7 protein-coding genes are annotated in these 14,373 nt (G+C 36.9%); 2 read left to right on the forward strand and 5 right to left on the reverse strand.

Annotated features, from left to right (window positions below; all coding sequences use genetic code 11):
* Positions 1 to 13: 13 nt before the first annotated feature.
* The 4 genes from HQN83_RS22920 to trhO form a co-directional block, all read right to left on the reverse strand.
* Entirely contained in the window at positions 14 to 1,537 is a 1,524-nt protein-coding gene (locus tag HQN83_RS22920) for a RagB/SusD family nutrient uptake outer membrane protein (protein ID WP_173093723.1), read from the reverse strand.
* A gap of 19 nt (positions 1,538 to 1,556) precedes the next feature.
* Positions 1,557 to 4,565 (reverse strand): SusC/RagA family TonB-linked outer membrane protein, encoded by a 3,009-nt coding sequence (locus tag HQN83_RS22925; protein WP_173093725.1) that lies wholly within the window; start codon positions 4,563 to 4,565, stop codon positions 1,557 to 1,559.
* Positions 4,566 to 4,814: 249 nt separating this feature from the next.
* Positions 4,815 to 7,706, reverse strand: a complete 2,892-nt coding sequence (locus HQN83_RS22930; protein ID WP_173093727.1) for a ligand-binding sensor domain-containing protein — start codon at positions 7,704 to 7,706, stop codon at positions 4,815 to 4,817.
* Between the two features lie 6 nt (positions 7,707 to 7,712).
* Complete coding sequence (trhO, locus tag HQN83_RS22935) at positions 7,713 to 8,660, reverse strand: oxygen-dependent tRNA uridine(34) hydroxylase TrhO (protein ID WP_173093729.1); 948 nt, start codon at positions 8,658 to 8,660, stop codon at positions 7,713 to 7,715.
* Between the two features lie 337 nt (positions 8,661 to 8,997).
* On the opposite strand from trhO, the gene HQN83_RS22940 reads away from it, so the two are divergent.
* Positions 8,998 to 10,176: a C1 family peptidase gene (locus HQN83_RS22940; protein WP_217277458.1), complete on the forward strand. Its 1,179-nt coding sequence runs from the start codon at positions 8,998 to 9,000 to the stop codon at positions 10,174 to 10,176.
* A 332-nt stretch (positions 10,177 to 10,508) separates the two neighbouring features.
* On the opposite strand, the gene HQN83_RS22945 is transcribed toward HQN83_RS22940, so the two are convergent.
* Positions 10,509 to 12,956 (reverse strand): DUF5686 and carboxypeptidase regulatory-like domain-containing protein, encoded by a 2,448-nt coding sequence (locus tag HQN83_RS22945; protein WP_173093733.1) that lies wholly within the window; start codon positions 12,954 to 12,956, stop codon positions 10,509 to 10,511.
* A 143-nt stretch (positions 12,957 to 13,099) separates the two neighbouring features.
* Between HQN83_RS22945 and kbl the strand changes: the two genes are divergently transcribed.
* Positions 13,100 to 14,287 (forward strand): glycine C-acetyltransferase, encoded by a 1,188-nt coding sequence (kbl, locus tag HQN83_RS22950; RefSeq protein WP_173093735.1) that lies wholly within the window; start codon positions 13,100 to 13,102, stop codon positions 14,285 to 14,287.
* The last annotated feature ends 86 nt before the right edge of the window (positions 14,288 to 14,373 follow it).

Here is a 14,373-nt window from a genome sequence, read left to right on the forward strand (position 1 = left end):
AAAGTGTTAATAATTAGTTGCCATAACCTGGATTCTGAGCCAATCTACCACCGCTTAAATCACGTTGATTTTGCGGTATAGGGAATAACTCATTTTTTCCATCTACGAAGTTTTTACCATGAGCTCTTAGAACTGTTCCTGCTCTTCCCTGACGTACCAGGTCAAAAAATCTGTCTTGCTCCATAGCTAGTTCAACCCTTCTTTCTTTCCAGATATTTGCTATTGTGGCTGGAACGGGAGTCAGTCCTGCACGCTCACGTACTTCGTTTAACGGGGTTTGGGCATCTCCACCGGCATTTGCAGCAGCCTCAGCATTGATTAACAAAACTTCTGCATAACGCATAGTGCGAATATTTTTAGGTCTTTTATCTTTATCTCCATCTAAAGGCACAGATTCCTTAAGGATACTGTGATAAGCTTTATAGCTATATCTTGAATTCTCCACTGAATCTTGAGATGGGATACGGAAACCGTCCCAAAGAACTGTTCCAGGACTGTTTGCAGGTAAAGTAGGAGTTATGAAAATAACGGTAGCATTTTTTCTTACATCATTAGGCTCATATGCGCTTACAAGGTCGGAAGTAGGCGTGTTAAACCCTAGACCAACATCGTTCCAACCACCTTTAGAGCGGGCTCCTTGTCCATTACTGAATAGGGGACTAACAGCATCTTTTGCAACATTTAATCCAGTTTGAATTTCAAATATTGATTCACTGTTGTTGTTTCCTCCATCTCCTCCAACTGCATTTTGTCTGAAAATTAAATTGTAGTCTCTTACAAGGCTATATTTATTTGAAGTCATTACAGCTTTTGATAATTCGTAAGCTTTTTGATAGTTTTTTAGGTATAAATAAACCTTAGCAAGGTAAGCCTGGGCTGCTCCTTTAGTCGCTTTACCTACTCCTGATCCACTTTTTTCAGGTAAGTTGTCAACTCCAAATTGCAGATCTTCAGTAATTATCTGATAGATAGCTTCTTTGGTTGCTCTGGTCTGAAATTCTTCATTATTGCCCTCTGATGGCTCAGGAACTCTGATTAGTTTGGGAACTCCTCCAAATAATCTAACAAGATTAAAATAGTAAAGTGCTCTTATGAATCTGGATTCTCCAATTAGTCTATTTTTAACTGTTTCGTCAAAAGTACTTTTTGATAAAATATCGATAGCCCTATTGGCTCTGGCAATACCGGTGTAATGGCCTCTCCAAATGTTGTCGAAGATGAAGTTTGAAGGAGTAAATGTGAAGTTGTCAATTTCTCCGGCTGATCCGAAATCTGAAGGGGTACTGCCTTTATCTCCATCATCAGAAGCGACGTCTGTAGCCAGTACGAAAAGGAATCCAAAGGTTGTTGGGTCAAACCCACCCATGTAAAGGGTGTTGTATACACCGCCCACCATCTTTTCGGCTGCATCTGGGTCTTTTAATGCTTGTTCCTCAGTTAAATTTCCTTGAGGTTCTACATCAAGAAAGCTCTTCTTGCAACCAGATATTACAACTAGTGCAATGAATATGATGAATACTTGTTTTATGTTAAACATGATCGTATTTTTTAAAAAGTTAAAAACCAACATTAACACCAAAAGCGAAAGTTCTGGTTGTAGGATAAATTTTAGATTCTACCCCTGCATTTAGAGTTTTATCACTAATTATCTCAGGTGTAAATCCGCTATATCCGGTTATCGTTGCTAAGTTTTGTGCAGTTACAAATACCCTTAATTTCTGGATTTTGTATTTTGACATCATCTCTTTAGGCAAACTGTACCCTAGAGTAAGGTTGTTGATTCTAAAGAAATCACCTTTTTCAAGGAAGTAAGTTGAAGCCGGTAATTTGTCTAGATTAGCTCTTGGAATCTTATTGCTTGGATTATTAGGTGTCCATCTGTTTTTAGCTACATTTGTTTCAAGATTATCTTTTGAGTTTTCGCGCTCAGCTTTTTTGCCATTATATACCTTTCCTCCTGATGTACCGTAAGTGCCAATATTTAGGTCAAACGCTTTGTATGTTACGTTACCATTCAATCCAAATGTTAGTTTTGGCTGATATGAACCAGAGAAGGCACGATCTTCATCATTAATAACCCCATCTCCGCTAATGTCACGATATCTTAAATCACCAGGCTTAGCATCTTTTTGTGCAGAAGCTGCTATTTCAGCTGCGTTTTGGAAGACCCCATCTGCTTGTAACAAGAAGAAGCTTCCAATTGGTTGGTTGTTGTCAGATTTAGTAACAAAAGTTCCACCAACATTGGCATCAAATAATGCCTGACCACCATTTAAACCTGTAATTTTATTTTGGTTATAAGAAACGTTACCATTTATTGAATAGCTCCAATCCTTACCTACAGATGAGGCCCAGTTTAAAGCAAGTTCTACTCCTTTATTGCTAAAAGATGCAGCGTTTGTGGTGTATTGACTATCGGTATCACCTAGAATAGCTGGAATTCTTATTGCAACAAGTGCATTTTCAGTTTTCTTATTATAGTAGTTGAATTCTCCAGTTAGTTTGTTTTCAAGGAACCCGAAATCTAAACCTAAATCGTATTCTGTGGTAGTTTCCCATTTAATGTTTTTATCAGGAAGATTATCAAATGAAATCCCTAAGTATTCTTTTCCATCAAAAAAGTAAGGCTTGTTTATTGTTGCTAATGGTAAATATGTACTTGTTGGGATTAAGTCGTTCCCCACCTTTCCATAACTAGCTCTTAATTTTAAAGCAGAGAATATTCTTTGGTTAGCCATAAAACTTTCATTTACAACGTTCCATCCTAATCCGACAGATGGAAAATAACCCCATCTGTTTTGTGAAGGGAATCGTGAAGTTCCATCAGCTCTAAAAGTTGCCGTTAATAAATAACGATTAGCGTAAGAATAATTAAATCTACTTATGTATGAATTTCGGGTTGCTTTATCACCTGTATTATCATTGGTTTGATTAGTTGGTGATCCTGCTCCAAGATACCATTGGTCTGGACTCTCAGGAACATCAGTTCTTGATCCTTTAAAGCTTCTAAACTTGAAACCCTCTGCTGTAGTACCTACTAATAAATTAAAGCTATGCTCTCCAAAAGTTTTGTTTGCCGTAACTGTGTTGTCCCAAACCCATCTTGTAGTTGTTTTATCCTCAAGTGCCAATGCGCTGTTCGGACGCACCTGGTTACCACCTTCAGTTAAGAAAACATTGTTAGGGCCAGTATTTAAATAGCGGTAATTGTATGTTGTAACTTTCCCAAAATCGCCATCAATACCAAATGAAGATCTGAAAGATAACCATGAAATAGGTTTTAAATCTAAAGCGAAATTACTTTGGATTCTATTTCCAAGTTCCCTGTTATTTTCTTTTTCAAGATTAAGCAAAGGGTTACTAATATTATTTGATAATGAAGTATTACCATATTTTCCATCCACTTTAGAAGCGACATAAGGTGCTGCTCTGTATGCGATATTAAATGCATCTAGATTTACATTTCTAACATCTGATCTGCTAAAAGATGTCATTGATGTAAATTTTAACCAGTTGGTAATGTTGTATTCGTTGTTTGAACGTAAAGTAAGACGATTAAAATCATTGGTTTTTATAATACCTGCATCACTTAAATAACCTGCACTAAATAAATAGGTTCCTTTATCGCTACCTCCAGATATTGATAAGTTGTGATTTTGCTGGAAACCCCTTTTAAGAATAGCATCATACCAATCAGTATTTGCTCCATTTTGCAACATTGTCGGAGTAATTAAAACGTCTCCGGTTCCGTAATAAAGGTTTGCTTCATTAAGATAGCCTGCGTATTGATTCGCACCAGCCATATTAACCAGTTTTGCAGCTTCTTTAAAGCCTGCAGTAGCATTGTACTCTATCTGCATATCTCCAGCTTTACCTTTTTTTGTGGTTATAAGTATAACTCCATTTGCAGCACGCATACCATATATTGCAGTAGCAGATGCATCTTTAAGGATGTCCATCGTTAAAATATCATTTGAGTTGATATTTCTTATGTCCTCATTGATTACCCCATCAACTACATACAGTGGGTTTGCGCCTGCAAGCATTGTACCTGTACCACGTACACGGACAGTTGGTAAGCTGTTAGGAGCTCCCGAGCTAACAATTTGAACGCCTGCAACTTTTCCTTGTATGGCTTGAGTAGCAGATAAAACTGGCTGACGTGCGATGTCTTCACCTTTAACCTGAGCTACAGAACCTGTAAGGTCCTTCTTTTTTTGGGTACCATAACCCACTACCACAACTTGCTCAAGTTCTTGTGAATTTGATGCCAATTCAATATTTATTGTTGTTCTGTTGTTTACCTGTACCTCTATCGGATCATATCCGATGTAAGAGAATACAAGAGTCGCATTGGCCGGAGCACTTACTGCGTATTTTCCTGATGCATCTGTTAGTGTACCTATTTTTGTTCCCTTTACTAAAACGCTTACACCCGGAAGGGTGGTCTTGTCTGCACCGTCACTTACTACACCATGTATAGTAATATCTTGTGCAGATGCTGCGTTAATAAAAAAGAAACATAAAAAAGTTAAAACAGAAAGTTTTGTAAAGATTCTTTTCATGCTGTTTAAAATTTAGTTGTTAGTTGTATAAATCTCCGAGAGTATTTGAGTTAAAACAAATAAAGCACCTCAACATTAATACATCATCATAGAAACTTATACTATCTCAAACAATCGAAATAGGCCACTTGTTTTGCTAAAAACAGCGTCCTATGCCAACATAACAAAATTTAGACCTACAACATGAGGCCAAAAGAATTTCATAAATCTGAACTTTGAAAAAGGGGTATGAGAGGTAATGATGTAGTGCTATAACTCCATTAGAAACTCTACGAGGTTCTTGTCGTGGGGTACATCAAGCTTTTTACGGAGTCTATATCGACGTATTTCGACACCTCTTAGAGAAATGTTGAGTAGTGAGGCCATTTCCTTACTGCTCATATTCATGTGCAGGTATGCGCAAAGTTTTAGATCATTTGGTACTAGATCGGGGTGGTTGGCTTTAAGCTTTTTGAAGAAACTTTCGTGAGCCTCGTTAAAACTGCTCTCAAATAAATTCCAATCACGCTCATCATTCATGCCGTCATCAATCACCTTCTGAATTTTTCTAAGCTGCTCTTCGGCCAAAGGTTTTCCGTTAGAATCTTTAAGTTTCAGCATCTCCTGACTTAGCTTTTGCAGCAACTCATTTTTGTACACAAGGCTCATGGCAGAGTTTGCCAGCTCCCTGTTTTTACCTGCCAGTTCAACCTGTAGTTTCTCTGTCTGTAATTTGATGATTTGTCTTTCAGTTGCTTCAGCTTCTTTCTTTAGGAATTCTTCTTTTTCTGTTTGTAATTTATCAGAAATGGCTTGCTGATCTTTCTTTAGTTTTCTTTCGTAAAAGCGCTTACCGGCAATTAGTAAAAGAACAATGCCGATTAGGTATAAAGCAAAAGCCCATTTACTTGCGTAGAAGGGTGGGAGTATGGTAAACTCAAACTCAGTGTCTTTACTTATTGTTTCATCATTAATCTTAGCCCTAACCAGAAAAGTATAAGTTCCTGCACTTAGATTGGTGAAATCTTTTTGCGACGCAGTACTCCAATCAGCCCATTGCTTAGAATAACCCTTCAGAAAATACTGAAATTTAATACTGCTTTGTCTGTAATAGGGAAGTGCATAAGATATCCTGATGTTATTTCTGCTAAAAGGAATTTCTATTTCTGAGTCTGTATTGCCTACTTCACTAAGGATAGAGTAAGTATCTGTAATATCCTCTACTTTTCTAATTAAAACCGAGGGTAAAACTATCTTTTTGTGGTTTAAGGAATCTAATTCATTGTAAATAACAAAACCATCATCAACACTGATAAGGTAAATATGGTCGCTTATTTTACTGATATTCTCATAGTATTGAACCATACGGCCATCCAGAACACTAAAGCGATTGGAATCAATTTCTATTTTCCCCGGTTGAGAAAAATTAACCAGTGCCATTTTACCATGGTTTATAAACCAATACTTCTTATAATCGGCTTTTATGATTTTATGGGATGTGGCAAAAGAGCCAAGCTCTTTATTTAAGGTAGTGTACTTGCTAAACTTATTGCTGATCTCATCGTAAGTTAAAAAACCTTCGCTAGAAGAATAAATTAATTTGTTGTCGAGCGTGAAAAGGTTGATGCCATAGGTACTTGGCAATCCATTACGTTCATCGTAATACTTTGTGCTTGTAACTGTTTTAAAATCAGCACTGAGTACCAGTTTATACAAACCCCTGTAAGCATGGCTTACCCAAATGTCGCCTTTAGCATCTTGTTCTAAATATCTTGATGGTTCATCGAAACCTTTAATTTTTGAGTCAAACTTCCACTGGCCTGTCGGATCTTTTTTAAACAAAACCAAGCCATTATAGGTACCTTGAATAAGGTAGTTATCGTTTAGTTTTTTAATTACCCAGCCTCCGCTTATACCAGTAACCTTTTCAATCGTGTTTCCGTTAACACTAAAAGTACCATCGTTATGACCGCAAAGAAGCTGGCCATCAATCATCTGCAAATCCCAAACCTGACCCTGAGATTTAGGAATCAGTTTAAAATCAAAAGAGCTGAATGAATTACCTTTATTGCCTACCCAAGGACTATAAAAAAGGCCTTGATTGGTGCCCAAATAGATATTGTCTTTATAAATAAGGCTCGAATAAACAGTGCCAAACAAGCCGGTTTTATCAAAATAAAAGTAAAGCGGAGAGTTTAATTCAATACGATCTATACCATTGTCCAGACCAGTCCATAAGTTCTGTTCATCATCGGCATAAAGACTAAGTACGGTATTGTTCTGTAAACCACTCGATTTATTGATCCTTTGCACAATGTTTCCATTCTCATCAATAATGATCAAACCGTTTAAAATTGTACCATAAGCATAATATTTGCCTAGTACTTTAGCCCCGTTGTTTAATTGATAAGTTTGCAGAAAAGCATTTGCAGGCGTGTTAAAGGGTGTGTATTTCTCGCCATCATATAGAAACAAGCCGTCTTTGCTGGTGCCAATTAATAAACTGCCGTTTTTATAAGGAAGTATAGAAAGAACTGATCCGGGAAGGGGAGCACCTGTGTTTTTAAGCGGAATAAGATTATTGCCCTCAAGCTCGTACAAACCTTTTCCTAAAGCTTCAAGAATAAAACGCTTATCCACTTTGTGTAAAAACAGAAAGAAAGCAGGGATTTTTACAACACTAATTTTGTTGTCATTGTAAATATATAAACTCGAGAAAGACTGGAAAATAATACGTTTGCCATCCACATATATTTTCCATATCTCATCGTTCATTTTATACTCTTTAGGAATAAGATTGATGAGGGAAGTATATTTTAGGCGTTTATTGTCTACTTTCCAATAGCCGAATTCTCCAAAGCTGCCGGTATAAATGATGTCGTTATCGCCTGTAGCAACCGAACGTACGATTTGCCTATTTGGCATTTCGTATTGTTGCCAGTATTTGCCATCGTAGGTTAAAAGACCCTGTGTATTTCCAAAATACATAACGCCGTTTTTGCCTTTGGCAATAGACCAATTCTGATTACCTGAAAGATAAACGGATTTAGGATAATTTTGAATGTAAGGAACCCCTATGCTTTTGATATCGTCCGCTGTGGCAGAAACGGAGAGAAAACAAAAGATAAAAAATATAATGTGCTTAAGGATTCCGTTGTTCATCAACAGCTAAGATAGTTGTTTACTCGGAACGTTTACCTGTTGGGGAACTTTTACATAATATCCTGTTCCATCATAAGCTCGTTTACGAGGGTTGGTGGTACATTCAGTTGAGCAACAGCCTTGTAAAGCATCTCCGCAATCATCACATTGTGTTACGTGCTCATTACATTCTGGATTGGCACAATTGATCATTTTTGGAGTGATTGTACCACAGTTATAGCATTTAGATACTATTGAGGGGTTAACCGTGTTTACATCAACCGCAATACGGTTGTCGAAAACGTAGCATTTACCTTCAAAGTCTTCGCCACCTGCTTCTTTACCATATTTTATGATACCGCCATGTAATTGGTAAACATCATTAAAACCATGGTGTAAAAGCAAAGCTGATGCTTTTTCGCATTTTATGCCGCCAGTGCAATAAGTAAGTACTTTTTTATCCTTGTATTTAGCAAGCTCATTTATTTTTTCAGGGAAATCTCTGAAATTCTCAATATCTAAGGTTACTGCGTTTTTAAATTTACCCAGATTGTGCTCGTAGTTTGAACGTACATCAAGGATGATCACATCTTCCTGATCTATCATTTTCTGAAACTCAACAGGCTCCAGGTGTTTACCTGTTTGCTTGTTTGGGTCTATAATGTTTGGATCTCTTAATCCTGAGTGTACAATTTCAGCTTTGTAGCGGCAATGCATTTTAATAAATGAAGGCTCTTCTACATTGTCAATTTTGAATTCAGTTTTAGCAAAACGTTCATCAGCTTTTATAGCTGCCATGTAGGCGTCGCATGATTCTTTTGTTCCTGAAACAGTGCCATTTAATCCTTCGTTGGCAACAATAATACGACCAACAAGGTTTAAAGATTTGCAGAATGTAAGATGATCAGCAGCAAATTGTTCTGCCTCGGCTATGTGACTATAGCAATAGTAAAGTAATGTCTGGAATTTTTTCATAATTCATTGATACCGATGCAAACGGCGTTTAATGCGGTGCAAAGGTAGTAAAAAAATAAAAGAATTGATATGTTGCTGCGGCTATATGTTTAAGCTTTGTTTGGGTGATGTAAGGGCGTTTACAGGGTGTTTGGCCCTACCAAGGCCCTAGTAACGCCCTATCAACGCCCTGGCAACGGCCCCATAACTGAAAATGGAGATGATGCTCTGGCCAGCATGTGTTTCTTGTAACATTATTGTAAACTTACCACCTTAGTTAGATTATTGTTAAGTTTGTAACCGTTATTTAAAACACAAATAAAACTAATTTATTATTCATAAAATGACTAACACTTCTATGAGATCATTGTGGTTGACAGCAAGTCTTCTACTTGGATCAACTGTTGGATTTGCACAAGACAACCTTGTAAATTCATTAAAAAACAACCAAAGCGAAAACAGCGCAACCAGTTTTAAATTTACACCAGTTATAAATACTGAAGCAACTTCTGTTAAAAATCAAAAATCTTCTGGTACTTGCTGGAGTTACAGCACCAACTCTTTCTTAGAGTCGGAAATGATTAGAATGGGCAAAAAACCGGTAGATATTGCCGATTTATTTACTGCTCGTAATGTTTATGTTGAAAAAGGAATCAATTATGTGCGTATGCATGGTGCCTTAACATTAGGCGATGGCGGTGCATGTCATGATGTAATTAATATGTTGGCTAAATATGGTGCTTTACCTCAGGAAGCTTATAGTGGTAATGATTACGGATCTCCTGGATCATCAGATAGAATGAACACTTTAACAAAAGCTATTTTAGAGAAAGCTGTAAATGGAGCTGATGGTAAGTTTGATCCTAAATGGAAAGCTAAATATATTGCAACTATCGATTCTTGTATGGGTGCAGTTCCTGAAAAATTCACTTACGAAGGAAAAGAATACACTCCAAAAAGCTTTGCTAAAGAGGTTGTAGGTATTAATCCTGAAGATTATGTTGAACTTTCATCTTTCAATACTTCTCCATATTACAAAAAAGCTGTTTTGATGGTTCCTGATAACTGGTCGTACGATCAGGTATATAATGTGCAAATGGACGATATCACTAAAATCATTGATAATGCTTTAAAAGGTGGTTATAGCGTTGCATGGGCAACTGATGTTAGTGAGAAAGGCTTTAGCTGGAAAAACGGTGTTGCTTACGTTCCTGAAAAGGACTTTGACAGCATGACTGACGAAGAGAAAAAAGCAATGTTTAATGGTCCAAAAGCTGAAAAGGAAATCACTGTAGATTTACGTCAGGCGGCATTTGATGATTATCAAACTACTGATGATCATGGTATGCAGATTACCGGATTAGCTAAAGATCAGAATGGTAAAGAATATTATATCGTTAAGAACTCTTGGGGTGCTACAAACGATTATAACGGTTATTTATATGTAACTAAAAACTTTGTGAAATATAAAACCACTGCGTTTTTATTACATAAAAAAGGTATCCCTTCTGATATCCGTAAAAAACTGGATATCTAAGGTTTTTCACATAGTTGAGGGCATCACGTCATCCTGAATTTATTTCAGGACCCCTCAAGAGAAAGACGGAACAGCGCTTGCGAGGTCCTGAAATAAATTCAGGATGACGAAGCGCTTAACAGAATCACGAGTGGTTTAATAAATATCAGAATATAAAAATAGCGCCTGTGTCATAATCATGAAGCAGGCGCTATTTTTATTTGCGATCCTAAATAACTACCCTAAATACCTAGAATCCTACTCAGATACCTACCATCCTACTAAGATTCCTACAATACTAGATACCTACAATACTTAGATGCCCTACAGTGCTCAGATACCTATTCAAACCACTAGAATCCGTAAAACAACCTGAACCCATGATTTACCCTTTTGTTGCCATCATAAGCAAAGCCGTAGGTTGCTTTGAAAATCAATCGTTGTAAGCCAAAGTAAAACTCTGTGTAGTTCCTTTTTATTGGCTGGCTCAAATAACTAACCCCAACAAGCTCTTCTAATTTTAACTTGCGCAACATTGGCACTTTGTTAGTTAATAAACCTGAGAAATTATGCTCAAAGTGTGCTTCTACATATTGACGGTTTGTGCTGAAAAGATAAAAATCTAAGAATAAGAATTTCCTTAAATCCGGTTGCCCTAATAATGAGTTGTTACCTCTGAAATGCTTAGCATCAGGGTAATAAACTGTCTTATTGTTAATGAATTTGCCGGCACCTACTACAAATGATGAATAACCCCATAAACCTGCACTAATGCGGTTTTGAGAAACTTCTAACGACAATAAGTCGTAATCTACATCACTATTAAATAATTCGTTTATACCTTTTTTATACGTAAGGTTAATTGTAGGGTACTTTGAGCCTTGATAAAATTTACCATCAGGGCGGGTGATGTACTGCTGACCAATAGTATAGTTTAATGATGCAGTTACCGTTAATGCTTTGTATGTTGGAAATAGCGGAGTTTCAGTATCTGGTGTAAAAGGGTTGTTGGAGGTAAAGGTTTCGCCTTTTAAGTCTTTTACTTTGAAAGTTGTTGTGTTTACAAGATTGGTGTTTCGTGAGTAATCTACCAGAACTGTTGCTAATAGGCCATTTGCTAATTCTCTTGAGGTACCAATATTTGCAAATTCCTTTTTATAGAATTTAGAGAAGTTGGTTTCGAAAAATAAGGAGTTAACAGAGTTGGCCAAAAGACTCATCGATCCCAAATTGTTTAAGTCGTAAATGCCCGAACCGGCACTCATGCTAATATTACCACGTTTTATAGGGTTGTAATAATAATTTGCAGATAGGTTTCCGGTTAGCGTCTTGTTAGAAAATCCGTACCTGAATTCTGGGCGTACGCTATAGTAGCGCCTGTCTTGTAGCCGTTTTGTATAGGTTACGCCGTATTTAATTGCAAAACCTTCAACTGTGTTGTAAAATATAGATCGGTAAAGGGGATCAAAACTGTAATACTTTTGGGCATACCTATTATTTATAGTATAGCCGGTTACCACAGCCTTTATAATTCCAAACTTGTTGTTTTCACGCTCTAAGGAATCGAGATAGCGTTTTGAGACCTTAAGGGCGGCTACGCTGTCTTTTCTAACGTAGTCACGACTTTCTTCTTTGGTAAGCGGAATTGGTCGGTTGTTAAGCCAAAACAGTGAGTCTTTTTCATTTACAGCTTTGGTTATTTTGAGGATTTCTCCGGTGAAGTAGTTTTTTGGGAAAATAGGGTGGAGGTTATAATTACTATAAACACCTACGTAATAACCTTCGAATTTAAAGCCAAGCACATTGCCATTAAACTGAAAGTTTACGTTTGAAGGCATGTATGTGTTTTCAGTTTTAAGGAATTGTTGCGAAATATTTAGGGTATCGAGCAGGTTGATGCCTGAGTTACTTGTTAAGTATACATTGGCATTAACAAGGTGCCAGGTATCATCCTTAATATATATAATACCTCTAAAAATAGGGTCGTGGTCACGACGAGGGATGATTTGTATCTTATTAATGATTTCTCCGTTTTCTGTAGAAACACCCAATAATTTATACTTGTAGTAGAGAAAGGCATTGTCGGAAATTGGAGATACAAAGCCACGGGCGCTCAGTTTATTCTCTAATAAGATGTTCTCATAAAAATTAATAATCAGGTCTGATGCTTTATTGAAACTGAAGGCATTGTTACGGCCTGCAATTTTTGAAGAGACCATTTCTTCATGGATCTTATCAGGACGTTCGTAAGAAAAGGTAGAGGTTGATTCTGATAAGTATAAAATCCCTCTTCTGTTCGTATCAAGATCAAGTGTTTTTTGAATGTCTCGTCCAAAGAATCTTTTTGGTGCGCCAACAAGTTTTTGTACTCCTTTAATATATACATCGGCTTTATAGGCTTTTACCTCTGTTAAATGTTCTTTTCTTTTTTTAATGGCTTGTCTGATGATTTCGTAGGCAGGGTCCTCAGCATTTCCATCTATGGTTACTCCGGCCAGGGTATAGGTTTCGGGGGTTATTGTTATGTTTTCTGTTATGTTGTCTTCGATAGTTATATCTTTCTCTAATGCTTTATAGCCGATTGCTTTAAAAACAATGGTAAAAGTTCCCTTTTGAATACTTAATGAATAGATTCCATCAACATTAGCCGATGTTCCGGTAGTTGTATTTTTTATGTATACAGATACGAAAGGAACAGATTGTCCATCAGTATCTTTAATTGAACCCCCAAGCTTAAACTGCTGTGCTGATAGACTAAGCGTGCATATTTGTAGGAATAGCGTTAAAAAAATGTTCTTCATTAATTGGGTTTAAAGCTTAAATATCGGATTAGTTGTTAATACTAAACAGAATTTTTGTGTTAAAGTTTGCAAGGGTCATCTAAATGCTTTACCTACACAAGATGATATTTTTATAACTTTGGTTGCACTAATTATTTATAAATATGTACAAAACTTTACAACCGGTTCTAAAACAAGAACTGGAGCAAATAGAAAAAGACGGTTTATTTAAACGTGAACGTATTATTGTAACCCCTCAGGGAGCGGATATTAAGATCAGCACTGGTCAGGAGGTGATCAACTTTTGTGCAAATAATTATTTGGGACTATCGTCTCATCCAGCTGTTATTGATGCGGCTAAGAAAGCAATAGATAAATATGGTTACGGAATGTCGTCGGTACGTTTTATCTGTGGTACTCAGGATGTGCATAAAGAATTGGAAGAAAAGCTTTCTAAATTTTTAGGTACAGAAGATACAATTCTATATGCGGCTGCATTTGATGCAAATGGTGGTGTTTTTGAACCATTGTTTAATGATCAGGATGCAATTATTTCTGATGAATTGAACCATGCATCTATTATTGACGGTGTGCGTTTGTGTAAAGCAAAGCGTTTTAGGTATAAAAATGCGGATATGGCAGATTTAGAGCAGCAATTAATTGCCGCTAAGGATTCCAGACATCGTATTATTGTTACTGATGGTGCTTTCTCTATGGACGGTGTGGTAGCTCCGTTAGATAAGATTTGCGATTTAGCAGATAAATATGAAGCACTTGTGATGATTGATGAGTCGCATTGTACTGGTTTTATGGGTAAAACCGGTCGTGGTACTCATGAACATTTCAATGTGATGGATAGGGTTGATATAATTACCGGTACTTTGGGTAAAGCTCTTGGTGGTGCATCAGGTGGTTTTACATCAGGTAAAAAAGAAATCATTGATATGTTGCGTCAAAGATCTCGTCCGTATTTATTCTCGAACACACTTGCTCCTGCAATTACAGGTGCATCTGTAGCAGTTTTGGATCTTTTAAGTGAAACTACTGATTTAAGAGATAAATTGGAGAGCAACACGGTTTACTTCCGTAAAAAAATGACTGAAGCTGGTTTTGACATTAAAGAAGGTGTACACCCAATTGTTCCGGTGATGCTTTATGATGCTAAACTTGCGCAGGAATTTGCTGCGAAAATGCTTGAAGAAGGTATTTATGTAATCGGTTTCTATTATCCGGTAGTAGGACAGGGTAAGGCAAGGATCCGCGTACAATTGTCAGCTGCTCACGATCAACACCATTTAGATAAAGCTATTGCTGCATTTACTAAAGTAGGTAAAGCGTTAGGCGTAATATAAAATTAAGCGGCTGAGTCCATTTTCTGTATGGAGTGATACTTCATGATGATTTTTGGACTCAGCCATTATAAATATATTATATAAAT

This window comes from Pedobacter foliorum, assembly GCF_013266735.1.
GTDB lineage: Bacteria > Bacteroidota > Bacteroidia > Sphingobacteriales > Sphingobacteriaceae > Pedobacter > Pedobacter foliorum.

Coding starts and splice junctions, on each gene's coding strand:
- HQN83_RS22925 (WP_173093725.1), bottom strand. CDS start 4,565: ATGAAAAGAATCTTTACAAAACTTTCTGTTTTAACTTTTTTATGTTTC.
- HQN83_RS22945 (WP_173093733.1), bottom strand. CDS start 12,956: ATGAAGAACATTTTTTTAACGCTATTCCTACAAATATGCACGCTTAGT.
- HQN83_RS22940 (WP_217277458.1), top strand. CDS start 8,998: ATGAGATCATTGTGGTTGACAGCAAGTCTTCTACTTGGATCAACTGTT.
- HQN83_RS22930 (WP_173093727.1), bottom strand. CDS start 7,706: ATGAACAACGGAATCCTTAAGCACATTATATTTTTTATCTTTTGTTTT.
- HQN83_RS22920 (WP_173093723.1), bottom strand. CDS start 1,537: ATGTTTAACATAAAACAAGTATTCATCATATTCATTGCACTAGTTGTA.
- kbl (WP_173093735.1), top strand. CDS start 13,100: ATGTACAAAACTTTACAACCGGTTCTAAAACAAGAACTGGAGCAAATA.
- trhO (WP_173093729.1), bottom strand. CDS start 8,660: ATGAAAAAATTCCAGACATTACTTTACTATTGCTATAGTCACATAGCC.